Annotated in this window: 15 protein-coding genes, 2 tRNA genes and 3 rRNA genes; 11 read left to right on the top strand and 9 right to left on the bottom strand. The window is 60.8% G+C overall.

Annotation, left to right across the window (positions count from 1 at the left end; genetic code table 11):
• Positions 1–113: 113 nt before the first annotated feature.
• The 9 genes from CLU91_RS15080 to CLU91_RS15040 all read right to left on the bottom strand — a co-directional run bounded on the left by CLU91_RS15080 (position 114) and on the right by CLU91_RS15040 (position 8,790).
• Positions 114–1,259: a D-alanyl-D-alanine carboxypeptidase family protein gene (locus tag CLU91_RS15080; protein ID WP_100874815.1), complete on the bottom strand. Its 1,146-nt coding sequence runs from the start codon at positions 1,257–1,259 to the stop codon at positions 114–116.
• A 112-nt stretch (positions 1,260–1,371) separates the two neighbouring features.
• Positions 1,372–2,025 (bottom strand): alpha/beta hydrolase, encoded by a 654-nt coding sequence (locus CLU91_RS15075; protein WP_100876754.1) that lies wholly within the window; start codon positions 2,023–2,025, stop codon positions 1,372–1,374.
• A gap of 35 nt (positions 2,026–2,060) precedes the next feature.
• On the bottom strand, positions 2,061–2,378 hold the full coding sequence (locus CLU91_RS15070) for a (2Fe-2S) ferredoxin domain-containing protein (RefSeq protein WP_034781335.1): 318 nt from the start codon (positions 2,376–2,378) through the stop codon (positions 2,061–2,063).
• A gap of 40 nt (positions 2,379–2,418) precedes the next feature.
• The gene (locus tag CLU91_RS15065; RefSeq protein WP_100874814.1) at positions 2,419–3,606 is read right to left on the bottom strand and encodes a VanZ family protein; all 1,188 of its coding nucleotides are present in this window, start codon (positions 3,604–3,606) and stop codon (positions 2,419–2,421) included.
• Entirely contained in the window at positions 3,603–4,217 is a 615-nt protein-coding gene (locus tag CLU91_RS15060) for an ABC-type transport auxiliary lipoprotein family protein (RefSeq protein WP_100874813.1), read from the bottom strand. The genes CLU91_RS15065 and CLU91_RS15060 overlap by 4 nt, the downstream gene beginning before the upstream one ends.
• Before the next feature lie 12 nt (positions 4,218–4,229).
• Positions 4,230–5,189, bottom strand: a complete 960-nt coding sequence (locus tag CLU91_RS15055; RefSeq protein WP_100874812.1) for an MlaD family protein — start codon at positions 5,187–5,189, stop codon at positions 4,230–4,232.
• The gene (locus CLU91_RS15050) at positions 5,189–6,091 is read right to left on the bottom strand and encodes an ABC transporter ATP-binding protein (protein ID WP_100874811.1); all 903 of its coding nucleotides are present in this window, start codon (positions 6,089–6,091) and stop codon (positions 5,189–5,191) included. The genes CLU91_RS15055 and CLU91_RS15050 overlap by 1 nt, the downstream gene beginning before the upstream one ends.
• Positions 6,091–7,224, bottom strand: coding sequence for an MlaE family ABC transporter permease (locus CLU91_RS15045; protein WP_100874810.1), 1,134 nt, complete (start codon positions 7,222–7,224; stop codon positions 6,091–6,093). Before CLU91_RS15045 ends, CLU91_RS15050 begins: the two co-directional genes overlap by 1 nt.
• A gap of 57 nt (positions 7,225–7,281) precedes the next feature.
• Positions 7,282–8,790, bottom strand: coding sequence for a B12-binding domain-containing radical SAM protein (locus CLU91_RS15040; protein ID WP_100874809.1), 1,509 nt, complete (start codon positions 8,788–8,790; stop codon positions 7,282–7,284).
• 136 nt (positions 8,791–8,926) lie between these two features.
• Between CLU91_RS15040 and CLU91_RS15035 the strand changes: the two genes are divergently transcribed.
• The 11 genes from CLU91_RS15035 to rrf all read left to right on the top strand — a co-directional run bounded on the left by CLU91_RS15035 (position 8,927) and on the right by rrf (position 24,538).
• Positions 8,927–10,534: a DUF2138 family protein gene (locus CLU91_RS15035; RefSeq protein ID WP_157814703.1), complete on the top strand. Its 1,608-nt coding sequence runs from the start codon at positions 8,927–8,929 to the stop codon at positions 10,532–10,534.
• The gene (locus tag CLU91_RS15030) at positions 10,531–11,211 is read left to right on the top strand and encodes a DUF1175 family protein (protein WP_100874807.1); all 681 of its coding nucleotides are present in this window, start codon (positions 10,531–10,533) and stop codon (positions 11,209–11,211) included. The genes CLU91_RS15035 and CLU91_RS15030 overlap by 4 nt, the downstream gene beginning before the upstream one ends.
• A complete protein-coding gene (locus CLU91_RS15025) occupies positions 11,208–15,749 on the top strand; it encodes an alpha-2-macroglobulin family protein (RefSeq protein WP_100874806.1) in 4,542 nt (1,513 codons plus the stop codon). Before CLU91_RS15030 ends, CLU91_RS15025 begins: the two co-directional genes overlap by 4 nt.
• Complete coding sequence (locus tag CLU91_RS15020) at positions 15,749–17,431, top strand: DUF2300 domain-containing protein (RefSeq protein ID WP_100874805.1); 1,683 nt, start codon at positions 15,749–15,751, stop codon at positions 17,429–17,431. Before CLU91_RS15025 ends, CLU91_RS15020 begins: the two co-directional genes overlap by 1 nt.
• Positions 17,428–18,225, top strand: a complete 798-nt coding sequence (locus CLU91_RS15015; RefSeq protein ID WP_100874804.1) for a YfaP family protein — start codon at positions 17,428–17,430, stop codon at positions 18,223–18,225. Before CLU91_RS15020 ends, CLU91_RS15015 begins: the two co-directional genes overlap by 4 nt.
• 4 nt (positions 18,226–18,229) lie before the next feature.
• Positions 18,230–18,994, top strand: coding sequence for a YfaP family protein (locus CLU91_RS15010; RefSeq protein WP_100874803.1), 765 nt, complete (start codon positions 18,230–18,232; stop codon positions 18,992–18,994).
• Between the two features lie 389 nt (positions 18,995–19,383).
• Positions 19,384–20,914: ribosomal RNA gene (locus CLU91_RS15005) — 16S ribosomal RNA — on the top strand.
• Positions 20,915–20,993: 79 nt separating this feature from the next.
• Positions 20,994–21,070: transfer RNA gene (locus CLU91_RS15000), tRNA-Ile, on the top strand.
• A gap of 25 nt (positions 21,071–21,095) precedes the next feature.
• A tRNA-Ala gene (locus CLU91_RS14995) sits at positions 21,096–21,171 on the top strand.
• 240 nt (positions 21,172–21,411) lie between these two features.
• Positions 21,412–24,287, top strand: a 23S ribosomal RNA gene (locus CLU91_RS14990).
• Between the two features lie 138 nt (positions 24,288–24,425).
• Positions 24,426–24,538: ribosomal RNA gene (rrf, locus tag CLU91_RS14985) — 5S ribosomal RNA — on the top strand.
• Together the 16S, 23S and 5S rRNA genes with 2 tRNA genes alongside form the textbook arrangement of a ribosomal RNA operon.
• Positions 24,539–24,540 lie beyond the last annotated feature (2 nt).

Genomic DNA, 24,540 nt, shown 5'->3' with positions numbered 1-24,540 from the left:
CCACGATTATAGCCAGCTACGCTACAGCATGCTGCGGAGACAGCGGCGGCGAGACGGACGAAAAAAATGCCCGCAGCAGCTGCGGGCATTTTTTATGGGAAAACGCTAAAGACTTATTTCATCCACAGGCGCATCGAATCCCAGGCGCGGCCGAAGATCGTGGCCTGGTTGATGGTTTCCAGCGCCACGACAGGCAGTTCCAGCAGAACCTTGTCATCAACCATCATTTTCAGTTTGCCGACAGGCGCGTTTTCAGCCAGAGGCGCGACCAGCGGGTCCTTGCGTTCCAGCACCGGTTTCATCTTGGCAGCCATGCCTTTTGGTACGGTGACGAGCACGTCGTGGGCGAAACCGATTTTCACGGTGCCTTTCGAGCCCTTCCACACTTCCGGCGTGGCCACGGCCTGGCCTTTCGAGTACAGCTTGACCGTATCGAAGTTCTGGAAGCCCCAGTTCAGCAGCTTCTGGCTTTCCTGCGTGCGGGCCTGGTCCGACGAGGTGCCCAGCACCACGGAAATCAGACGGCGCTCGCCGGTGCCGCCCGGACGGCGTGCCGAGGCGATCATGCAATAGCCGGCCGCTTCCGTGTGGCCCGTCTTCATGCCATCGACGGTCGGGTCCAGCCACAGCAGGCGGTTGCGGTTAGGCTGGGTGATCTTGTTGTACGTAAAGCTTTTCACGGAATCGATTTTGTAGAATTCCGGATAATCGGCGATCACGCGCTTGGCCAGCACGGACAAGTCTTGCGCCGTGGAATAGTTATCGGGGCTAGGCAAGCCATGCGGATTGGCAAAACGCGTGTTTTTCAGGCCCATGCGCTGCGCTTCGCGGTTCATCAGGACGACGAACGTGCCTTCATCGCCGGCAACGGCTTCCGCCAGCGCCACGGCGGCGTCGTTACCCGATTGAATCATCAGGCCGTGCAGCAAGTCGTCGATCGACACGGGGGTGGCCGGGTCGATGAACATCTTCGAGCTGCTCGAATCGACTTTCCAGGCGCGCACCGAGACATTCACTTTTTGATCCAGCGCCAGTTTCTTTTCGCGGATGGCGGCAAACGTCAGGTAAGCCGTCATGATTTTGGTCAACGACGCCGGTTCGATGCGCGCGTCCGGATCTTGCGAAGCAATGATCTGGCCACTGGTAGCGTCAAGCAACAGCCAGGACTTGGCGGCGATGGTCGGGGCTGGAACGCTCTGGGCGAAGGCGGCGGATAGGAAAAGTACACTGGAGGCCAGTGCCGCTAAGAGTTTTTTCATGGAGGCTGGTCTGCGAAAAAGATGAAGGCTGAGGGCCATGCTGTTGCTGCTTGCATGGCCGCGTGGAAAAACGGATCAATTATAGCCGTGGAGGCGCTAGTAAGCCCACACTTCAATGATCATCTGCTGCTATTGCGGGTTTGTCACCATGCCACAGCGCAATCACGAGGTTCTTGATGTGATTGAGCTTGCGGTGGAAAAAGTGGTCGGCGCCGGGGATCACGATCACGGGTATGTCTTGTGGACGGGCCCAGTCGAAGACGGCGGACAGGGGGATCGTGTCGTCCAGTTCGCCGTGGATCAAGATGGTGTCGGCCGGAATGTCGGCCATGGCCCATTTGCCGGCCGCGCTGCCGATCAGCGCCAAGCGCTCGACGGGCGTGCCGGCCGCGGCCAGGCGTTCCTGCAGTTTCGACTGCACGAAGGTGCCGAACGAGAAACCGGACAAGGCTACGGGCAAGCCCGGGTACAGGCCGACCATGTGTTGATACAGCAACTGCATGTCGTCCGTCTCGCCCGCGCCATGGTCGTGTACGCCTTCCGAGGCGCCGACGCCGCGGAAGTTGATGCGCGCCACCACGTAACCGAGGGCGACAAACGCGCGCGCCAGGGTTTGCGTGACCTTGTTATCCATCGTGCCGCCGTACAGCGGATGCGGATGGGCAACGAGGGCGATGCCGCGCGGGGTGTCTGCCGGGAAATCGAGCAAGCCTTCCATGCTGCCTGCATGGCCGGCGAGGGTAAATTTTTCCGAGTTTCTGTTCATGATGCTCATACTGGTGGCTATCTCTTAAATTGGCATTAAATCTTCAGGCGTTCGACGATCTTGCCGCCCACCAGGTGCGTATCGATGATCTCGTCGATATCGCTGGTGTCGACATAGGTGTACCAGGTCGCTTCCGGATAGATGACCAGCAGCGGGCCTTCCTCGCAGCGGTCCATGCAGCCGGCCTGGTTGATGCGGATCTTGCCCGCGCCATTCATGTCGAGTTCCTTGATGCGGCGCTTGCAATGCTTTTGCGCCGCTTCCGCGCCATGGTCGCCGCAACTGTTGCGGCCGTCTTCACGTTTGTTCATGCAGAAAAAAACGTGGCGTTCAAAATACGGTGCGTCGCTCATACTATGCTCCTGCTGAATCATCAATGCGCCATGATAACGCTTATGGGTGGTCTTCGCGACGCTGGCGCTGCGCGTCATCCTGCCGGTTCAGGCGGTGCGAGGGCAGGCACAGGAACCACAGGGCCATGAAGGGCCACAGCAAGGCGAGAAATTGCGCCGCGCCATTGAAGTTCAGGAACTTGCCTTGTACCCAGCCTTGCAAGGTGGACATGAAGTACGGGTTGATCGGCGTCGTATTTACCATCACCAGGCTCAGCAGCAAGGTGGCGGCCGCGATGCGGCGCTGCGCCACATGCGGCGCGAACGCCAGGCCGCCCAGCATGATCAGGCCGATCAAAAAGCCGCCCTGGGCGCCCGGCGTGATCCAGACGAAGGCGTTTTGCGGCGAAAACAGCAGCGCGCTGGCCATCGAACGCACGATCAAGGCGGCGGCGATGAGGGCCAGCATCAGGATGGCACGCGGCGCGGCGCGGCGCAGCAGGCACAGCAATGTGAGCACGGCGCCCGTCATGCCGCAGGCCGTGATGATGGTTTCCGAAAGCCAATATTGCTCTACCGTTAAGACCACGTCGGGACGCAGATACGTGGCCAGGTCGATGTCCATGCCCATCAGGCTGGAGGCCCAGTCCGACAGGATGGGCAGCAACTGGCCCAGGCCGAACAGATAGCCTTGCGGATAGATCTGCGCCAGCGGCCACAGCGCCACCAGTACCAGGCCCTGGCTGGCGTGCTGGGCAAACCAGCGCTGGCGCAAGCGGTACAAATGGCTGTGATCAAGCAGCTTGCGCGCCGTCAGGGCGCCGATGAGGGAACCGATGCAGCAGCCGGCCGCATTCGTATAAAAGTCCAGGTTCGACGAGACGCGGCTGGGCAAATAGGTTTGCACGGCTTCCATGCTGCCCGAAATCAGCATACCGCACAGGCTGGCAACGATGACGGCAAAGAAACCCGTGATTCTTGGAAACAGCGAATACACGATCAGCGCGCCCAGCGGGATGTAGCCGACGACGTTGATGCCCACGTCGAAGCCCGTCCAGTAACGGGGCATGCGCGTGTTTTCCAGGAAAGTCAGCGGCGACAGGCCATTGCTGTGCCAGCCCGTGAATGGGAACCAGCTGGCGTACACGATCAGGAAGACGTAGGCGAGCAGGGTCGCGCGCGACACGGGCGAGGAACGGACGGGCGGCAGCGGCGCCGCCGGGCTGGCTGGGGATGCGGGGTCGGTCATTCTTTCGGGATATTCAGCGTGCCCAGCCAGGTCAGCAGGTCGGCGGCGATGGCATCCGAGGCCGCCGCCAGCGCCTGCGCGCCCCCTTGCGCGTCGGCGCTGCCGGCCGGTCCGCTGCGGCTGAAGGTTTTCTGGTCGATCAGGCGGTGGCCGCGAAAGACCGAGGCGCGCAGCGACACATGGCCGCTGCTGTGCGTCTGCGTATCAAAGTTTTGCGAGAAATCATCGACGTCGATGCGCAGCAGGGGCATGCCGGCGGCCGCATCCGTGGTTGACAGCACTTTCACGCCGCTTTGCGCCACGCGCGTTTTCAGGCGCTGGCTTAATAGCTGCAGCGGCGGCGTGTTCCAGCGGTTGTAGGCGTACGGGCGCGACTGCTGCGCGTCGGCGTACAGCAGACGGTAATACATGCGCTGGCTGTCGAGCCAGGATGGACCGTTGGCGTCGGCGATCACCAGCACGGGCACGGCTGGCGCCGCCGGTTGCACGGCCGCCAGCGGCGCGGCCGGGCCGAAATCGTAAAACGTGGGCACGGGGCCGCGGCTGGCGCAGCCGCCCAGCAGGAAGGCGGCGGCCAGGATCAGTGCGCTGAGATGGCGTGGGATAGGCATGCGGTGTTCTCCTTATTTGCCCGGTGCCGAAAAACCGGGCTCGCCCGGGCCGGGCGGGATGTCTGGGGCGCCGAACAAGATGCTCTGCGGCTGTTCATTGAGCGTGCTCATGGTGGTTTTCAGGGCGCGCATCGAGGAACGCGCTTCGCCGCTCAGCTCGATTACCTGTGGCAAGACTTCCAGCGATACGCCATTGGCCACCGTTTCCACGGAAGTGCCGACCCGGTCGACCGTGCCATTGACCTTGTCGAGCACGCCGCCCGGTGCCTGGATGTCGTTGCCCAGCTTTTTCCACGTGGCCGTCAAGTCCGACACGTTCTTGCTGGCCGTGCTGACGGCCGTCAAGGTTTGCCGCGTCTGTTCCGTCAGTTGCGGCAATTGCGTCAGGGTGGGCTCCAGCTGCTGTGGAATGGCGCCGAAGGCTTTTGCCGCCTTGCCCACTTCCGTGAAGGCGCCCAGCATGGCGGCCTGGTTGTCGGGGCTGAGCAGATTGTTGACCTTGTTGGTGATTTGCTCGGCCTGGTCGAGGATGCGCTTGCCCCGCTTTTCCAGCTGGTCGAGCAAGCCCGCGCGCAGGGGAATCAGCGAGGGCTTGTCCTTGCTGGTGCCCAGCAGTTTGGAACCCACGTGTTCGTCGTCGAGCTGGATATAGGCGATGCCCGTCACGCCCTGGTAGCCGAGGGTGGCAAAAGTGGTATTGGTGACGGGGGTATCGGGCGCCACGCTGATGTGCACGAGGATTTGCCCCGCCTTTTGCGTGTCGAAATCGATGGCGTCGACCTTGCCCACTTCCAGGCCCCGGTAGCGCACGGTCGCCTGCGGGTTCAGGCCCGGTACGGACAGGGTGGTGGCGAGCAGGTAGGGGACGCGCTCCACTCGGTCGCGGTTGAACCAGACGCCGAACAGAATCGCGGCCACCAGCAGGGTGAGTGTAAAAAATCCCGTCATCAGGGCATGTGATCTGTTTTCCATTACTTCTCCGCTTTCTTGTCTGTGCCGGCATCGTCGCCTGGCTGCGCCGCCTTGCCTGCCGCCGCCTGTTTTTCATCGAGGACGGCCAGTGCGCGCTTGCCGCGGTCGCCGAGGAAAAATTGCTTGATGAATGGGTGGTCGACTTCGATCACCTCGCGCGTGGGGCCGATGGCGATCACGTGTTTTTCCGCCAGCACGGCGATGCGCGTGGACAGGGCGAACAAAGTGTCGAGGTCATGCGTGACCATCACCACCGTCAAGCCCAGCTCGCGGTGCAGCGACTGGATCAGGGCAACAAAACTTTCCGACAGGTCCGGGTCCAGGCCCGCCGTCGGTTCGTCGAGGAACAACAGCTTCGGTTCCAGCGCCAGGGCGCGCGCCAGGGCCACGCGCTTGATCATGCCGCCTGACAAGTCCGATGGCATTTTCAGCGCATGTTCCGGGCCCAGTCCCACCATGTTCATTTTTAACAGTACCGCGTCGTGTACCAGCGCCTCGGGCAGCACGCGCAATTCGCGCATCGGTTGCGCCACGTTGTCGAACACGGTCAGGGCCGAATACAGGGCGCCTTGCTGGAACAGCATGCCCCAGTGGTTGCGCAATTGCTGCAACTGGTCAGAACTTGCCTTGTTGATATCTTCGCCAAACACTTTGACGCAGCCGCGCGCCGGATGTTCCAGGCCCAGCATCTGGCGCAGCAACACCGTCTTGCCCGTGCCGGAGCCGCCCACGATGGACAGGATCTCTCCCCGTTCGATTTCCAGGTTCAAGTCCTGGTGCACGACGGTGCGGCCGAACTTGGTCCACAGATTGGTGATTTCCACCACGGGCGCGCTGCCGTGCAGGTTGAAGCGGCCCTCGGTGCCCTCGCTCACCTTGCAAGCGTTATCGTTGTCCGCCATCAATATCCCACTCCATTGAAGACGATGGCGAACACGGCGTCGGCCAGGATCACTACGGTGATGGCCGTGACGACGGCGGTGGTGGTGCCGTGCCCCAGGCTTTCCGTGTTGGCCTTGATGCGCAGGCCGAAGTGGCACGAAACGAGCGCGATCAGCATGCCGAAAATCACGCCCTTGCCCAGGCCGATCATGTAGTTGGCCAGCGGCACGGCGTCCGGCAGCTTTTGGATGAAATAGCGCGCCGACAGATTCAGTTCCACCTTGGCCGCCACCATGCCGCCGATCAGCGCGGCCGTATCCGTCCAGATGACGAGCAGGGGCATGGAAATGGCCAGGGCCAGCACTTTCGGCATGATCAGGCGGAAACCGTGCGAAATGCCCATCACCAGCATGGCGTCGAGCTCTTCCGTGACGCGCATGACGCCCAGCTGGGCCGTGATGGACGAACCCGAGCGGCCAGCCACCAGGATGGCCGCCAATAACGGCCCCAGTTCGCGGATGACGCTCATGCCCAGCAGGTTGACCAGATAGATATCGCCGCCAAAGGCGCGCAGCTGCTGCGCCGACAGATAGGACAGCACCACGCCGATCAGAAAGCCGACCAGGGCCGTGATGCCCAGCGCCTGGAAGCCCGCATGGAAGATATTGGCGGAAATTTCACGCCACGGTCCGCGCATCGGGTGGCGCGCGAAGCGGCCGATATCCTGCGTGACCTGGCCGACCAAGGCAATAAAGCCCTTCAAATGCTCGAAAAACAGCAGGATGGCCATGCCCAGCTTCATCACGGGCGTGAGGCGGTTGGCGCGCGAGGGCGGCGTTGTCAGCGGCCCCGTTTCTTCGATGCGCCGGAAAAACTCTTCCTGCGACGGCGCCAGCGTCAGCTGCGCCGGGCGCTGCTTGCCCCAGGCATTCCAGAACAGCTGGGCGCCGATATGGTCCATGCTGTCGATGGCCGACAGGTCCCATTGCGCCTTGGTGTCGCCCTGCAAGGGCTTGAGCTGGGCATCGATGGCCTTGATGGCATTGTCATGCGCCAGCGCGTGCACCTGCCAGGTGCCGCTGGCAGTGACAAGGGCTCCCTGTTGGGAGCTGGTCTGGGAGAGGGTCAGTTTCGGCGATTGTACAGTCGGCATCGTGCCAGTTTAAGGGAGAATGGCGCAGACCGCCACCGCTGTTCAATCGTCACGCTTTCAGGAAGCCAGGTGGCGCGCCTGCCGCTGCGGTATCGCCGCCTCCAGGCGCGCCTTCGGCTGGTCGCTGGTTTTGGCGTGGTTTGCCGCTTGCGCGCCACCCGCATAGTCGCTGGCCACGAGGGCGTTGGCCTCGACCGCGCTCATGCCGCGCGTCTGCAGCCATTGCGCCACCAGCTTGGCCAGGCGCTCCATGGCGATGCGGTGGGTGGCGTCCGTATGGGCGTAGAGCCAGTTCGAAAAGTCCATGAAGTTTTCAAACGGCGCATCGCCCAGCATCCATTGCACCGTATTGGCGAAGCGGCCCGAGTTGGCCACCAGGTCCCAGTAGCGGGCGAAGCGTACGAGGCGCTGCATGCTCATGAAATCGAGCTGTTTATTCGCCAGGATGGTGTACGGCGGGTGCGGGTCGAACACCATGCCATAGTTTTCCGTGTGGCGGATGATGGGCGTGCCGCGCAGCCGTTTTAATATGCCGAACTGGATTTCATGCGGTTTCAAGGCCACCAGCTTGTTGAAGCCGGCCGCGAAACTCGCTTCATCCTCGCCCGGCAAGCCGGCGATCAAGTCCACGTGCAAGTGGGCGTTCGATTCTTCGCACAGCCAGCGGATGTTGTCGGCCGCCTTTTGATTGTCCTGCTTGCGGCTGACCAGCGATTGCACGTCCGGATTGAAGCTCTGGATGCCGATCTCGAATTGCAGCGCGCCGGGCGGGAACTTGCTGATGCCTTCTTTCAAGGCGTCGGGCAAGTGGTCTGGCACCAGTTCGAAGTGGGCATAGATCGGATCGTCCGGATTCGCCTCGATCTTGTCCAGAAAGAACTGCATGATCTTCAGGCTGGTCTTGATGTTCAGATTAAACGTGCGGTCGACGAACTTGAACAGGCGCGCGCCGCGCGCATGCAGCGATTCCATCTCGGCCAGGAAGTTCTCCAGCGCGAAGGGCCAGGCCGTCTTGTCCAGCGCCGACAGGCAAAACTCGCACTTGAACGGGCAGCCGCGCGACGCTTCCACGTAAATCGTGCGGTGGCGGATATCATCGTCTGTATACAAGGAGTAGGGCAGCTGCAGTTCCGCCAGCGGCGCTTGCACGCCCGCGTGGATCTTCATCAGCGGCTTCGGCCCGTTGAGGATCTCGCCGCACAGCCTGGGGAAGGTGACGTCGCCCCAGCCCGTGATCAGGTAATCGGCCAGCTTGACGATTTCCTGCTCGCCCGCCTCGTGCGACACTTCCGGCCCGCCCAGCACGATGATGACCTCGGGCGCCACGCGCTTGAGCATGGCCACCAGTTTCGTCGTTTCCTCGACGTTCCAGATATATACGCCAAAACCGATGATGCGCGGCTTGTTGACGAGGATGCGCTCGACCAGTTCCGTGGTTTTCGTGCCGATGACGAATTCCTGCAGCCGCGTCTGCGCCTGCAGCGGCCCCATATTGGCCAGCAGATAGCGCAATCCCAGCGAGGCGTGGGTGTAGCGGGCGTTCAGGGTGGAAAGCAGGATGGTCATGGGAGGCGATGAAAACGGCGAAACCGCTATTTTACGCTGTCGCGTCAGCTGTGCGCTGCGGCCACAAATGTCATGTTACCATTTGTCAATAATTACTAACTTGGCAATGCTTCGGCAGGGCAACAGGGGATACACGGTGCTGGCGAAAAAAGTACTCACTAAAAAAGTCCTGCTCGGGGCGCTTGCTGGCGTGGCCGTGGTGGCCGCCGCGCTGATCGGCTACCGCGCGTTTGGCTGGGGTGCGATGGGGCCGGTCAACGGCCTGAAGCTCGATCTATCCCGGCCCGATGCGCTGGTCCGCACGAAAAGCCTGTCGACCCTGCCGCGCGACCTGCTGACGGTGCCGCTGGCGCGCGACGTGCTGCGTGAGGATTTCCTGTTCTATTACGAGCAAAGCGAAGACCGGCTGGGCCTCAAGGGCAGTTTGCGCCGCATCGCCTATGAGCATGAACTGGGCTGGGGCGACCAGCTGCTGCGCATGGTGCTGGACCAGCCGGCGGAAGTGGCCTTGTGGCGCGATGCCGATGGCTCGCTCAAGCACTTTGCCATTGCCGTGTCGCGCAGCCAGCTCACGCGCTTGCTGGAAGAAGCGGGCAAGATCGCCTTGAAGGATACGCAGATGCGCGTGGCCGGCAGCTTGCGCGTCGATGGCGACAGCGTGCCCGTCTACGCGCTGAACTATGCCTACCAGCGCACCTTGCTGTTTGCCGCGCACGGCCAGCGCCTGGTCATCCTGTCCCATCCCGGCATGCTGTATGGCGGCAGCGATGGCAAGCATGGCGATGGCACGGCCGAGAAAACCGTGGCCAGCCTGCTGGCGCCAGAGCCGGCCAAGCAAAACGTTTTTCATCCGCAGTTCCATCTCGACGGCGCTGCGCCCGAGGGCCACAGCATCGCCGTCAAGGCCGATTTCCTGTCGTTCGGCTACCAGCCCTTGTTTGGCGCCTTAGAGGCGCTGCGCTTCGATTTTCAACACGGCGCCTGGCAATCGAAGGTGCTGCTCAATGCCGATAAACTGAAAAACGGCGGCTACGACAGCAGCGCCCTGTGGCCGCAGCTGCCGCACAACCCGAGCGCCTGCTTCAGCGTGCCGGTGGACTGGGCCGCGCTGCAGCCTGTGTTGAAGCGCCTGGGCAGCAAGACCTCCGCGCCCGTGGCGCCGCTGGCCGAACACTTGCAAGGGCCGGCCGCCGCCTGCTGGTACGGTAACTCGCGCCTGCATACACCGGTGTTTGTCGCCACGCGCAGTGCGCAGGCCGGTGATGACGCGGTCTATGGCAGCCTGTTCGAGGCGGCCATCGGCGGCAAGGACCCCGTGCGCAAAACGACAGGTAAAGATGGCGCCGTTCGCTGGGAGCGCAGCGTCGCCACGGCGCTGGGCCAGTCCACGCCGGCGCTGGCCGTGGCCGGCAATACCGTTGTCTTTTCCACCGATGGCAAGCTGGTGGACCAGGTGCTGGCCGTGCGCCGCAAGCAAGCGCCTGCCGCCAGCGACCTGCTGCCCGATGGCGCGCGCACGATCGGCCTGATCGCGCCGGCATCGCTGGCCCGGCTGATCCAGCTGGAAGCCTTCGACACCCTGCCGGCGAATAATGAACCGGTACTGCGCGCAGCCGCCAACGAACACCTGGTGCCGCGCCTGAACGCCTTGAAAAAATATCCGCCGCTGCGCATGGTGCTCAAGCGGCAGCCAGCCAGCGGCACGTCGTGGGAAACGCTGGAATGGCAGGAGGCCGCGCGATGACGCTGTGGCATGGGCGGCATGGACGCCGTGCCGCCTTGCGATCGCTGGCGGCTTGCGCCGCCACCGTGGCGATCCCCGCCTGGGCCCTGCGCGCGGCCGCAGATCCGCAAGTGCAGCTGTCGCAGGCGCAGAGCCGCGCCTTCCAGGCCTGGATGCTGCGCATCGTCAATGCGCAGATCGAACGGGGGCCGTCGCCGCGCTGGACGCACCGCGATTGCGCCGGCCTGGTGCGCTTTGCCGTCAACGAAGCGCTTACCGTGCATGACGCGAAGTGGCTGCATGCGAACGGCATTGCCAGCGACCGGCGCCTGCCGCCCGAGCTGGAACTGAGCGCGGCCCAGGCCGCCTTGCGCAACCGCTGGGTGCAGACAGGCGGCAATGTCGGCCACTTCGTCACGGCGCTGGCGCTGGTGCAGCACAACAGCCGTTTCATCGCCCGCGAAATCAGTCAGGCGCTGCCCGGCGACCTGCTGTTTTTTGACCAGGGCGACGAACAGCATTTGATGGTCTGGATGGGGGCGCGCATCGCCTACCACACCGGCACCGTCACCCCCGACGACAATGGTCTGCGGACCGTCGATATCAAAGAACTCACGAGCTGGAAGGACACGCGGTGGCAACCTGTGGTCAACAATCCCAATTTCGCCGGCGTGTTCCGGCTGGCGTTTTTATCATGAGGCTGCTATTTATGGGCCTTCTCGCGCTGCTCATGCTGGGCAGCGCCTCGGCGCAGGAACGCGAACCAAGCAACTACAGCACCTTCAAGGGCGAGCCGTTCTTCCTGCTGTCGGATGCCAGCTACGGCAGTCTGGATGAAGCGCGCGTGCGCCTGGAAGTGCCGGGCCGCGACATGGGGCGCATGAACCTGGAAGCGTATTCGGGCGCCGACATCGTCGTCTATCGCGTGCCCGAAGCGATGGAATTCCTGAAAAAACAGCGCAATCTGCACCGCATCCAGGTGGAGGGCAATTACCAGGGCGAAGGCCTGGCCAACACCTTGAGCTTTTTGTGGGATCGCTGGTGGAAGCAGTCGCGCCTGGCCTGGCGCAAGCTGTTTTCCGGCGAGGCGCGCCTGGCCGTCACGAAAGAGCAGCCGCAGCTGGCGACGAACGACGCGATTCGCCGGCGCACCGTATTCGCCAACCATCCGCAGTACAAGCCGATCAAGGGCATGGAACTGGTCGACAGCTTCCGCTATCCGATCTGGCAAGCCAAGGCCATCGCACCGCCGAAAGGCGTCAAGCTCGATGGTTCCAGCAGCGACTTCATCGTCGCCGGTGCGGGCAACGTGATGATCCCGCTGGGCAAACGCAAGCCGGGCCTGTACCTGATCGAAGCGATCATCGGCGAGCACCGTGCCACCACGCTGGTATTCGTGTCGGACACGGTGGCTGTCACCAAGGTCTCGTCCGGCCAGATGCTGGTGTGGACGGCGCGGCGCGACAACAGCGCCGCCGTGGCTGGCGCCAATGTGGCGTGGACCGATGGCACGGGCGTGCTGCAGTCGGCCACCACGGGTGCCGACGGCGTCGCCTCGCTCGAGCGCGGCAGCCCGGAACATACGTATGTGCTGGGCCAGGACCGCGACGGTGGCGTGTTCGTGTCCGAGAATTTTTACTATGACAGCGAAATCTATAACACCAAGATTTATGCGGTGACCGACCGGCCCCTGTACCGGCCTGGCGATGAAGTCAATGTCAAGTTTTTGGGCCGCGAATTCACCTCCGCGCGCAACTCGCAGGCAGCCGCCGCTGCGCCGATCAGCTTGAGCGTGCTCAATCCGAACGGCACGCCGCTGCTGACGCAAACGCTGCAGCTGTCCGGCGACACGGGCGCCGACACGCGCTTCCGCCTGCCCACGGAAGCGACCGCCGGCGGCTATGAGCTGCGCTTCAATTACAAGGATGGCGCGTATGGCGCGGCCTTCCGCGTGGCCGAATACGTCAAGCCGCACTTTGAAATCAACGTCCAGCCCTCGAAGCCGGAATTCAAGACGGGCGAGGCCGTCAAGGGCAGCATCGCGCTGCGCTACCCCGATGGCAAACCGGTGAAAAACGCGAAGATGACCTTGTCGCTGCGCAGCCAGCAAAACACCATGGTTGAAGGCGAACTGCGTTACAGCGGCCTGTTCCCGGTGGCGTTAAAGACCGAGGAAGTGACGAGCGACGGCAGCGGCAATGTGGACTTCAGCTTGCCACCCGCCGCCGATCCTTCGCGCTACATCCTGACCGTGCTGGCGACCGATGGCGCGGCTTACCGCGTCAAGGCGACGCGCGAGTTGATGATAGAACGATCCAGCAGCAGCTACCAGTTGAAGGCCACGCGCCAGTTTTCCGATCCGGGACAAAACGTGCATTTTGACTTGCTGGCCGACGGCCAGGGCGCGGCCAAGCCCGTGCGCTGGGAAATGGTGCAGCTGGAAAAACAGAGCAAGACCGACGGCGCGTTCGACCCCAACGCCAAGGGCTGGGATGTGACGTTCCCCGCCTCGGGCTCGTATCAGCTGGCGCTGCGCGACGAGCGCGGCAACCTGCTGGCCGCCGCCAGCCACTGGGTGTCGGGCGATGGCGTGCAGACGACGCCGGGCAGCATCGAGATCGTGCTGGACCGCGCCCGCTATCGTCCGGGCGACACGGCCGAAGCCTTGATCACGTTTTCCGACAAGGTCGAGCAGGCGCTGTTCACGTTAGAACGCGACAAGGTGGAACACCATGGCCTGATGGCCGGCGCCGCCGATTGGTACCAGGCGAAGCAGGTGGCGCCGCGCCAGTGGCGAGTGCGCATCCCGGTAAAAGAAGAGCATGGCCCGAACATGACGTTCTCGGTGGCGTACACGCGCAATGGCGACTTCGTCTTCGAGAACGCCGGCTTGCAAGTGATCGAGCCGCGCATCGCGCTGCAGTTCAAGAGCGACAAGGAGGTCTACCAGCCTGGCGAGAAGGTGACGCTCGATGTGAAGGCGACGCTCGATGGCAAGCCTTTGAGCACGATGGTGGCGCTGGGCGTGGTCGATGAAATGATCTATGTGCTGCAGCCGGAAATCGCGCCGGACATCGGCGACTTCTTCTATCACCCGCGCCGCAACAACGTGCGCACCACGGCCAGCCTGTCCTTCATCAGCTACGATATGGCGCAGGGCCGCACGGCCGGCGCACCGGCACGCCACAATTACAACGAGCGTGGCGTCAAGGTGCTGGAACGTCCGCGCCGCGACAATATCGACACGGCCTACTGGGCGCCATCGCTCAAAACCGACGCGAATGGCAATGCGCGCGTGAGTTTCACCATGCCCGATGCGCTGACCCGCTGGAGGATCACGGGCCGCGCGATGGATGAGCAAGGGCGCGTCGGCCAGCGCACCGCCTATCTGCGTTCCGATAAAAACTTCTATGCCAAGTGGACGGCGCCCGACTGGATGCGCGCCGGCGATGCGCCGCGTGCTTCGGTGGCCGTATTCAACCAGACGGGCAAGGAGCAGGCGCTCGACGTCGTTCTCTCTGGCGCAGCGCAGCCGAAGACGGAAAAACTGTCTGCCAAACCGGGTGTCAATTACGTTGAATTCCCGCTCGCTGCTGGCGCTACCGGACCGCTGCGCCTGGAGCTGAAACAGAATGGCAAACTGGTCGACGCCTTGGACACGGTCATGCAAACCCTGCCCGCGGCCTGGAGCAGTCCGCGCTCCTTGGTGCTGCCGCTCGATGGCGCCACCGGTGAGATTCCCCTCAAGCTGCCGGCGGATGCGCGCAATATCCGCGTCTCGTTCGCGCAAGGCGCGGCCAGCCAGTTCGCGCGCATTGCCGACGATCTGATCGACTATCCATATGGCTGTGTGGAGCAGACGGCGAGCCGTTTGATTCCGCTGGCGCTGGCCACGCAAAGCCTGGGGCCGGACGCCGGCGCGGCGGGTGAGCGCTTGCAGGCCACATTGACCGCGCAGCGCCTGCGCCTGGTCTCCATGGCCGGTCCGAACGCCGTCTTCGGCTGGTGGGGTAATGCCACTGCCGGCAATGCTCTGATGACGGCCTACGCCTATTACGCGGACTGGTACGCTGCGCGCGCGCTGCGCATCGAGTTGCCGCCCGAGCACTGGAACAAGCTGCTGGCCGTCTACAGCGAACATGGCTTGAAGGATGCGATGGGCGACCGCGCGCTGGTGCTGTGGATGGCGCGCGAGATGGGGTTACCGACGCAGACCCTGGCGGCGGGCCTGGTGGACGACAGCGCCATCGCCGTCCTGGGCGGCAAGCCGCGCCAGGCGGGCGACAGCGGCAGCCTGCTGCTGGGCGGTGCCTCTGACCGCGAGGCGCAAGCGATGGCGCTGGCTCTGGTGGCGCTGGTCGCCAGAGAAAATGGCATCGAATTGCCGCATGGGTTGCAGCTGCAAGTGCCCAGCGCCTGGCAAGTCTTGCGCGACTCGAAAGCGCCGGTGGCGCAGGCCTTGCTGATGCTGGCCGGCGAAGTGCCGGCTACCCAGGCCGACGCGGTGCTGGCCGGCGTGCGCGCCGAGATGCCGACCCTGGACCGCGCGATGACGTTAATGTGGGTGCAAAAGAAGCTGGGCGGCGTATCGTTTGGCAAGGGACCCGTCGTTGCGCTGGACGGCGCCTGGCAAAAACGCGACAGCCGCAGTGGCCAGCCGGTCTGGCGCTGGCTTGACGCCAAGGGCTTGCCTGACAAACTGCGTCTCGCTGCATCGACCGCGGCGCCGGCCGGCACGGTGGCCGTGCTGCAGTATGACAGTCACGCGGCCGAGGCGCAGACCTTGCCGGTCGCCGTCGAACGTCGCATCCTGCGCATGAAGGCGGGCAAGGGCGGCTACACGACGGAGCAGGTCAAGCCGGGCGAAGCGCTCAGCACGGACGCGCTGTACCTCGATGAAATTACCTTGAAAGCGGCACCGGGCGCGCAGCACCGTTTTGGCTTGCTGGAAGTGGCGCTGCCGCCGGGCGCCATGGTTGAATCGACCACCTGGGGCATGGTCATGGCGGGCGACAAGCCGGCCGCGCTGGAACGCGCGCGCCACACGGAGCGCCGCGACGGCTATGCCGTGCCGGTCGAGCCTTTGGCCGGCGAGGTGACCGTGCGCCATCTGATTCGCTTCGCGCAGAAGGGCAGTTACGTGCTGCCGCCGGCGCGCTTTTACCGCATGTATCAGCCGGAGCAGAAAGCCTTCGAAGGCGGCGGCAAGACCACGCGCGCGTTGAAGGTCGAGTGATGGACTTTGCACGTCCGGCCTTGATGCTTGCCACGCTGCTGGCGACGCCCGCTTTTTCGGCCTCGCTGGATGTGGCCTGGTGGCGTGACGGAAAAATCGAAGTGCGGCAGCTGCGCCAGGGCGGCACAGCGCCGCCACCGTTTGACGGCGCGCGGCAAGTGCCGCTGGCCAGCCTGTGGAAGCTCTTCGTGTATGTGTACGCGAGTGATAACAAGGTGGCGATGCCTGATTACCGCTGTGGCGGCCGCGATCCGGAAGAAGTGTATTGCTGCGATGCGGGCCAGAGCATCGGCCACGACGCGGCGCTGGCGCAATCGTGCGGCCCTTTTTTCTCGCCCAAGCGGCTGATGATCACGGCCACCCCGTGGCGCACATACTGGACCGGCCGCCTGGGTAGCGCACCGGCAGGCGACTTTGCCTGGCTGTCCGACCCCGCGCAGCTGGCACCAAAGCGCCTGGTGCGCCTGGACAGCCTGCTGCGCGCGCTCGACAGCATACCGGCCGCCAGCCGCGTGGACGCGGAAGCGGCGCTGCTGCGCGTGGTGCTCGATGGACGCGGCGCCGGTACGGCACGCTGGTTCGGCAGCCAGCTGCGCGTCAAAACGTATTCCTGGCACGAGCAGCGCCGGGCGGACGAACGCATCGGCGGCGCTGCCGGCTGGCTGGCCGACGGCACGCCGATCTGGTTTGGCGGCGCGGGCGGCAGCAGCAATGTCTTTGAGCAGTGGGCGCCCAGGCTGGCCGCCAGCTTGCCGAAAGTGGGCGCGGCCGACGATGGCGGCTGTGTGGTGGTCGATTACTTCAAGCGCTATCCGATTCGCGCCGTGCGCGGCGAGCGTGGCGTGGCAGTGGCCGGTCCGCTGAATGGCCGCTACCATGTGCAATTCGACAATGGCCAGAACCTCGCCTTGCGCAGCAGCGGTGAGCTGATGCTGCTGCAAGAGAAGGGCGGCCGTCCGCAATTGCGCGGTCGCTTCGGCGTCAATGAATATGTGGCGCGCGTGCTCGATCGCGAAGCGGGTACTGGCGAGCCGGAAGCGGCCAAGGCGCTGGCAATCGCTGCGCGCACGTATTTGCAGCAGAACGCGGTGACGGTGGCGGGCTGCCAGCAGATCGCCGACAGCAGCGCGACCCAGCGCGTCAGTCCCAGCCCGGCCACGCCGGCGGCGCTGGCGATTGCGCGCTGGACCGACCAGCTGATCGTCGACGGCGTCACCGTGCGCTATCACAGCCACCAGGCGTCCGAGGGGACCATGGCGTGGAGCGAGGCGGTGCGCCAGGCGAAACAAGGCAAGCACTATGATGAATTGCTGGCGACGGCCTATCCTGGCGGCGCGCTGAGCACCTTTGGCAATACCGGCGCGCGTTGCCGGCGCCTGGCGCAGAACGAGGATTGGCTGGCGCGCTCCGTGCCGCGCTGGCAGCGCGTGCTGCTGCGCGAGGCCGGCTACGAGGCGCCGCCGCAAGCGCCGCTGGTTTGCGCCTTGCAGAGCGGCGCGCCGTATTCGGAGCAGTCGCGCAACCGTATCTACATGCGGCCGCTGGCCACGCGCGAAGACCGCATCACCCTGGCCCATGAATACCTGCACCTTGGCCTGCGCAACCATCCGCGCGGCCAGGACGAAGAATATGTCGAGCGGCTGGCCCGCCGGCTCGTCGACCTTAACCTGGAGGCGATATGAATGTATTCGTCCCGATCGCGGGCGCAGCTGTGCTGGCCTTGGCCGGGCCTTGTGTGCAGGCCGCCGACAAGAGCATGACCGCCCCCGTTGGCGGCTGGAACCGCGCGGGATTGACGGACAAGTCCGATGCGCTGGCGGTCAATTATCCCTACTCGCTGATCGATCGTGGCGCGCAGAGTGGCCGGCGCATGATACGCGGCGAGCTTGAGAAGGCGGGAAAAAACCGGACTGTCCACAAGCTGGTGGTCAATGGCAATCCGACGCCGCTGTACACGGACGATGATGGCCGCTACGCGCGCGCCTATTCTTTCGGTTCCGGCTCGAACAGCATCGAGATTCGTTCGCCCGACGGCAAGCCGGTCAAGCGCGTGCAGTTTTATGAGGCGGACCGCAGCCGGCCGCAGCCCATGATCCGGATTATCGCGGCCTGGGACGACAGTCAGGCCGAGGTCGACCTGCATGTGGTCACGCCCGATGGTCAGCATGCATTCTGGTCAAACCCGACCCTGAGCAACGGTGGTGGGCTCGATGCCGATACCGTCGACGGCCCAGGACCGGAAAATTTCATGATGACGTCACCGATGCGCGGGCTGTACCAAGTATGGATCAATTACTGGGGCAATTTCAGCGGTGACGGCTATCACTTCGACGAGAACACGCGCCAGCGGCCCATCATTACCAGCCGCATTACGCTGGTATTCAACGAAAACACCGCGCGCGAGCGGCGCGAGGAGTTTGTCGTGCCCTTGCGCGGTATCGGCGAACTTACGCTGGTCAAGACTTTCAAGTATTGAGACGATGAAGACACTACCTCTTTACCCTTTGTGCTCCCTGTTGCTGCTGCCATTGTGGGCGCAGGCCCAGGTCACCATCGATGCGCCGAAGGGCGGCTGGCGTAATTCGGCCGGCGCGCAGGAGGAATACACGCAAGCGGTCAACTACCCCGCCGCGTCGGTCAACCTGCAGCCGGGCCAGGCCGAGACGGCGCAGATACGGGGGCGCATCGCCGGCGCCGTCAAGGGCAAGCCCGCCACGTTGGTCGTCAACGGCGTGGCAATGCCGATGGAAGTGGGTGAGGATGGCAGCTACGGCCGTCCCTATGGCTTCGGCAGCGGCTCCAATAGTGTGGAGGTGCGCTCGCCCGATGGCAGGAGCCGCGCGCGCACCCAGTTCGTCGACAGCTACCAGGGCAAGACGCAGGCGCGCTTGCGCATCGTGCTGTCCTGGGACAGCGCCGGCACCGACCTCGATATGCATGTGGTCACGCCGGACGGTGGCCACGCCTGGTACGGCAATCGCGTCTTGAAAGATGGTGGCGCGCTGGATGTGGACGTAACCACCGGTTATGGCCCGGAAATCTTTTCCAGCGCCGCGCCCGTGAAGGGCAATTATCACGTCTATGTGAATTACTACGGCAGCGGCGAGAATACCGCCATGCTGACCGTCGCCCGCATATCGGTCATTACCAACGAAGGCACGCCGCGTGAAAAGCTGCAGAGCTTCCAGGTGCCGATGCGGGCCGCCGGCGAGCTGACCCTGGTGAAGTCATTCGTGTTGCCATAAATGGCCCTTGCGGAGCCGCGGCACCTTGGCTATAATTCGCCCCCTCGCTGAACGACGCATGCAAATGCCGAGTGAGACGAGAAAAGAAGGAGTTGACGGATGTAGTGAAATGCTTCATACTCTTCCTTCTTCGCAGCTGACAAACACAACGCTTTGTCGATAACGCGAAAGCAGTACCGAATACAGTTCTTTAACAATTAACAGTCGATAAGTGTGGGCATTTGATGTAAGTGCAGCGTCGATCTTCGGATTGGCGTCTAACTTAAAATATCAAATGTTCACAAGAAATAATGAAATAGGATACTTCTTCGGAAGTAGCCTGTCAGTTTTTTGAGTGAGCGACCCATCAGCAATGATGGTGCCTGTAAAAGGGCAAAGTAACAGAGATTAAACTGAAGAGTTTGATCCTGGCTCAGATTGAACGCTGGCGGCATGCCTTACACATGCAAGTCGAACGGCAGCACGGAGCTTGCTCTGGTGGCGAGTGGCGAACGGGTGAGTAATATATCGGAACGTACCCTAGAGTGGGGGATAACGTAGCGAAAGTTACGCTAATACCGCATACGATCTAAGGATGAAAGTGGGGGATCGCAAGACCTCATGCTCGTGGAGCGGCCGATATCTGATTAGCTAGTTGGTAGGGTAAAAGCCTACCAAGGCATCGATCAGTAGCTGGTCTGAGAGGACGACCAGCCACACTGGAACTGAGACACGGTCCAGACTCCTACGGGAGGCAGCAGTGGGGAATTTTGGACAATGGGCGAAAGCCTGATCCAGCAATGCCGCGTGAGTGAAGAAGGCCTTCGGGTTGTAAAGCTCTTTTGTCAGGGAAGAAACGGTGAGAGCTAATATCTTTTGCTAATGACGGTACCTGAAGAATAAGCACCGGCTAACTACGTGCCAGCAGCCGCGGTAATACGTAGGGTGCAAGCGTTAATCGGAATTACTGGGCGTAAAGCGTGCGCAGGCGGTTTTGTAAGTCTGATGTGAAATCCCCGGGCTCAACCTGGGAATTGCATTGGAGACTGCAAGGCTAGAATCTGGCAGAGGGGGGTAGAATTCCACGTGTAGCAGTGAAATGCGTAGATATGTGGAGGAACACCGATGGCGAAGGCAGCCCCCTGGGTCAAGATTGACGCTCATGCACGAAAGCGTGGGGAGCAAACAGGATTAGATACCCTGGTAGTCCACGCCCTAAACGATGTCTACTAGTTGTCGGGTCTTAATTGACTTGGTAACGCAGCTAACGCGTGAAGTAGACCGCCTGGGGAGTACGGTCGCAAGATTAAAACTCAAAGGAATTGACGGGGACCCGCACAAGCGGTGGATGATGTGGATTAATTCGATGCAACGCGAAAAACCTTACCTACCCTTGACATGGCTGGAATCCTTGAGAGATTGAGGAGTGCTCGAAAGAGAACCAGTACACAGGTGCTGCATGGCTGTCGTCAGCTCGTGTCGTGAGATGTTGGGTTAAGTCCCGCAACGAGCGCAACCCTTGTCATTAGTTGCTACGAAAGGGCACTCTAATGAGACTGCCGGTGACAAACCGGAGGAAGGTGGGGATGACGTCAAGTCCTCATGGCCCTTATGGGTAGGGCTTCACACGTCATACAATGGTACATACAGAGCGCCGCCAACCCGCGAGGGGGAGCTAATCGCAGAAAGTGTATCGTAGTCCGGATTGTAGTCTGCAACTCGACTGCATGAAGTTGGAATCGCTAGTAATCGCGGATCAGCATGTCGCGGTGAATACGTTCCCGGGTCTTGTACACACCGCCCGTCACACCATGGGAGCGGGTTTTACCAGAAGTAGGTAGCTTAACCGTAAGGAGGGCGCTTACCACGGTAGGATTCGTGACTGGGGTGAAGTCGTAACAAGGTAGCCGTATCGGAAGGTGCGGCTGGATCACCTCCTTTCTAGAGTTTGCACGAATCAGTAATGATTCACGCATCAAATGTTCACACTTATCGGCTGTTAATATAAAGAACAGCATTTGGGGCTGTAGCTCAGCTGGTTAGAGCACCGTGTTGATAACGCGGGGGTCGTTGGTTCGAGTCCAACCAGCCCTACCAGTTTCTGTAGTCTGGAAATACCCTAGGGGGATTAGCTCAGCTGGGAGAGCACCTGCTTTGCAAGCAGGGGGTCGTCGGTTCGATCCCGTCATCCTCCACCAAAAGTTCAAACGTAAGTTGATCACATCGGTGATTGAATTTAGGTTTGGTCTTTTCGAGACCAAGTGCTGTATGTTCTTTAACAATCTGGAAGAAGTAAAGATTATTTATTGATCGGTTTGCCGTAAAAAGCGAATCGATGGGTAATGATTGTATGTATCAACAAACAAGCAACAACGTTGTACTTTCTTATCCCTGTAGCGCTCTTTGATAGTTTCGATTATCAGAGGCTAACGTTATAGGGACAAGCGAATAAGTGCACATGGTGGATGCCTTGGCGATTACAGGCGATGAAGGACGTAGTAGCTTGCGATAAGCTGCGGGGAGTGAGCAAACACACTTTGATCCGCAGATTTCCGAATGGGGCAACCCACCCTTTTAGGGTATTGCATACTGAATACATAGGTATGCAAGGCGAACGCGGCGAACTGAAACATCTAAGTAGCTGCAGGAAAAGAAATCAACCGAGATTCCCAAAGTAGCGGCGAGCGAAATGGGAAGAGCCTGTACGTGATAGTCGGACCGATAACAGAATCCTCTGGAAATAGGAGCCATAGTGGGTGATAGCCCCGTATGTGAAATCGGACCGGTGATACTAAGCGTACGACAAGTAGGGCGGGACACGTGACATCCTGTCTGAATATGGGGGGACCATCCTCCAAGGCTAAATACTCGTAATCGACCGATAGTGAACCAGTACCGTGAGGGAAAGGCGAAAAGAACCCCGGAAGGGGAGTGAAATAGATCCTGAAACCGTGTGCATACAAACAGTAGGAGCGGACTTGTTCCGTGACTGCGTACCTTTTGTATAATGGGTCAGCGACTTACATTCAGTGGCAAGGTTAACCGCATAGGGAAGCCGTAGAGAAATCGAGTCCGAATAGGGCGATCAGTCGCTGGGTGTAGACCCGAAACCAAGTGATCTACTCATGGCCAGGATGAAGGTGCGGTAACACGCCCTGGAGGTCCGAACCCACTAATGTTGAAAAATTAGGGGATGAGCTGTGGGTAGGGGTGAAAGGCTAAACAAACTTGGAAATAGCTGGTTCTCTCCGAAAACTATTTAGGTAGTGCCTCAAGTATCACCATCGGGGGTAGAGCACTGTTATGGCTAGGGGGTCATTGCGACTTACCAAACCATTGCAAACTCCGAATACCGATGAGTGCGAGCTTGGGAGACAGACGTCGGGTGCTAACGTCCGGCGTCAAGAGGGAAACAACCCAGACCGCCAGCTAAGGTCCCAAAGATTGGCTAAGTGGAAAACGAAGTGGGAAGGCTAAAACAGTCAGGATGTTGGCTTAGAAGCAGCCATCATTTAAAGAAAGCGTAATAGCTCACTGATCGAGTCGTCCTGCGCGGAAGATGTAACGGGGCTAAGCCAGTCACCGAAGCTGCGGATATCCTTTATTGGATATGGTAGGAGAGCGTTCTGTAAGCCTGCGAAGGTGTCTTGTAAAGGATGCTGGAGGTATCAGAAGTGCGAATGCTGACATGAGTAGCGATAATGGGGGTGAAAAGCCTCCACGCCGTAAGCCCAAGGTTTCCTGTTCAACGTTCATCGGAGCAGGGTGAGTCGGCCCCTAAGGCGAGGCAGAGATGCGTAGCTGATGGGAAGCAGGTTAATATTCCTGCACCGTCGTATGATGCGATGGGGGGACGGATCGCGGAAGGTTGTCCAACTGTTGGAATAGTTGGTTTTTGGCTCATAGAAGGCACTTAGGCAAATCCGGGTGCGGAATTCAAGGGGTTGAGACGAGTGAACTTGTTCACGAAGCAATCGGAAGTGGTTCCAAGAAAAGCCTCTAAGCTTCAGTCATACGAGACCGTACCGCAAACCGACACAGGTGGGCGAGATGAGTATTCTAAGGCGCTTGAGAGAACTCGGGAGAAGGAACTCGGCAAATTGGTACCGTAACTTCGGGAAAAGGTACGCCCCGGTAGCTTGATTGGTTTACTCCATGAGGGTGAAAGGGTTGCAATAAACTGGTGGCTGCGACTGTTTAATAAAAACACAGCACTCTGCAAACACGAAAGTGGACGTATAGGGTGTGACGCCTGCCCGGTGCTGGAAGATTAAATGATGGGGTGCAAGCTCTTGATTGAAGTCCCAGTAAACGGCGGCCGTAACTATAACGGTCCTAAGGTAGCGAAATTCCTTGTCGGGTAAGTTCCGACCTGCACGAATGGCGTAACGATGGCCACACTGTCTCCTCCCGAGACTCAGCGAAGTTGAAATGTTTGTGATGATGCAATCTACCCGCGGCTAGACGGAAAGACCCCATGAACCTTTACTGTAGCTTTGCATTGGACTTTGAACCAATCTGTGTAGGATAGGTGGGAGGCTTTGAAGCGGGGACGCTAGTTCTCGTGGAGCCAACCTTGAAATACCACCCTGGTTTGTTTGAGGTTCTAACCTTGGTCCGTTATCCGGATCGGGGACAGTGCATGGTAGGCAGTTTGACTGGGGCGGTCTCCTCCTAAAGTGTAACGGAGGAGTTCGAAGGTACGCTAGATACGGTCGGACATCGTGTTGATAGTGCAATGGCATAAGCGTGCTTAACTGCGAGACTGACAAGTCGAGCAGGTACGAAAGTAGGACATAGTGATCCGGTGGTTCTGTATGGAAGGGCCATCGCTCAACGGATAAAAGGTACTCTGGGGATAACAGGCTGATTCCTCCCAAGAGTTCATATCGACGGGGGAGTTTGGCACCTCGATGTCGGCTCATCACATCCTGGGGCTGTAGCCGGTCCCAAGGGTATGGCTGTTCGCCATTTAAAGTGGTACGTGAGCTGGGTTTAAAACGTCGTGAGACAGTTTGGTCCCTATCTGCCGTGGGCGTTGGAAATTTGAAGGGGGCTGCTCCTAGTACGAGAGGACCGGAGTGGACGTATCTCTGGTGTACCGGTTGTCACGCCAGTGGCATTGCCGGGTAGCTAAATACGGAAGAGATAACCGCTGAAAGCATCTAAGCGGGAAACTTGCCTTGAGATGAGATTTCCCAGAGCCTTGAGCTCTTTGAAGGGTCGTTCGAGACCAGGACGTTGATAGGCTGGGTGTGGAAGTGCAGTAATGTATTAAGCTAACCAGTACTAATTGCCCGTACGGCTTGTCCCTATAACCTTAGCAGGTACAGAGGATAAGACGGTACAACGTTGCGTGTTTGTTGATACTACCAGTCATTACCCCAATCTTTGCTTCTTCCAGATTCAGGCTTTGTCGCTCCATTGAGGACAAATGCCAGTACAAGTTATGCCTGATGACCATAGCAAGTTGGTCCCACCCCTTCCCATCCCGAACAGGACCGTGAAACAACTTTGCGCCGATGATAGTGCTGCAACCAGTGTGAAAGTAGGTTATCGTCAGGCTT

This window comes from Janthinobacterium sp. 64, assembly GCF_002813325.1.
In the GTDB taxonomy this organism is placed as follows: domain Bacteria; phylum Pseudomonadota; class Gammaproteobacteria; order Burkholderiales; family Burkholderiaceae_D; genus Janthinobacterium.
Note: the sequence above shows the minus strand (reverse complement) of the source record. Positions and strands in the feature narration are given on the sequence as shown.

What these genes read in the sequence shown, in the direction of transcription:
- CLU91_RS15080 (WP_100874815.1), bottom strand. Translation starts at nt 1,259, where the DNA reads ATGAAAAAACTCTTAGCGGCACTGGCCTCCAGTGTACTTTTCCTATCC.
- CLU91_RS15075 (WP_100876754.1), bottom strand. Translation starts at nt 2,025, where the DNA reads ATGAACAGAAACTCGGAAAAATTTACCCTCGCCGGCCATGCAGGCAGC.
- CLU91_RS15070 (WP_034781335.1), bottom strand. Translation starts at nt 2,378, where the DNA reads ATGAGCGACGCACCGTATTTTGAACGCCACGTTTTTTTCTGCATGAAC.
- CLU91_RS15065 (WP_100874814.1), bottom strand. Translation starts at nt 3,606, where the DNA reads ATGACCGACCCCGCATCCCCAGCCAGCCCGGCGGCGCCGCTGCCGCCC.
- CLU91_RS15060 (WP_100874813.1), bottom strand. Translation starts at nt 4,217, where the DNA reads ATGCCTATCCCACGCCATCTCAGCGCACTGATCCTGGCCGCCGCCTTC.
- CLU91_RS15055 (WP_100874812.1), bottom strand. Translation starts at nt 5,189, where the DNA reads ATGGAAAACAGATCACATGCCCTGATGACGGGATTTTTTACACTCACC.
- CLU91_RS15050 (WP_100874811.1), bottom strand. Translation starts at nt 6,091, where the DNA reads ATGGCGGACAACGATAACGCTTGCAAGGTGAGCGAGGGCACCGAGGGC.
- CLU91_RS15045 (WP_100874810.1), bottom strand. Translation starts at nt 7,224, where the DNA reads ATGCCGACTGTACAATCGCCGAAACTGACCCTCTCCCAGACCAGCTCC.
- CLU91_RS15040 (WP_100874809.1), bottom strand. Translation starts at nt 8,790, where the DNA reads ATGACCATCCTGCTTTCCACCCTGAACGCCCGCTACACCCACGCCTCG.
- CLU91_RS15030 (WP_100874807.1), top strand. Translation starts at nt 10,531, where the DNA reads ATGACGCTGTGGCATGGGCGGCATGGACGCCGTGCCGCCTTGCGATCG.
- CLU91_RS15025 (WP_100874806.1), top strand. Translation starts at nt 11,208, where the DNA reads ATGAGGCTGCTATTTATGGGCCTTCTCGCGCTGCTCATGCTGGGCAGC.
- CLU91_RS15020 (WP_100874805.1), top strand. Translation starts at nt 15,749, where the DNA reads ATGGACTTTGCACGTCCGGCCTTGATGCTTGCCACGCTGCTGGCGACG.
- CLU91_RS15015 (WP_100874804.1), top strand. Translation starts at nt 17,428, where the DNA reads ATGAATGTATTCGTCCCGATCGCGGGCGCAGCTGTGCTGGCCTTGGCC.
- CLU91_RS15010 (WP_100874803.1), top strand. Translation starts at nt 18,230, where the DNA reads ATGAAGACACTACCTCTTTACCCTTTGTGCTCCCTGTTGCTGCTGCCA.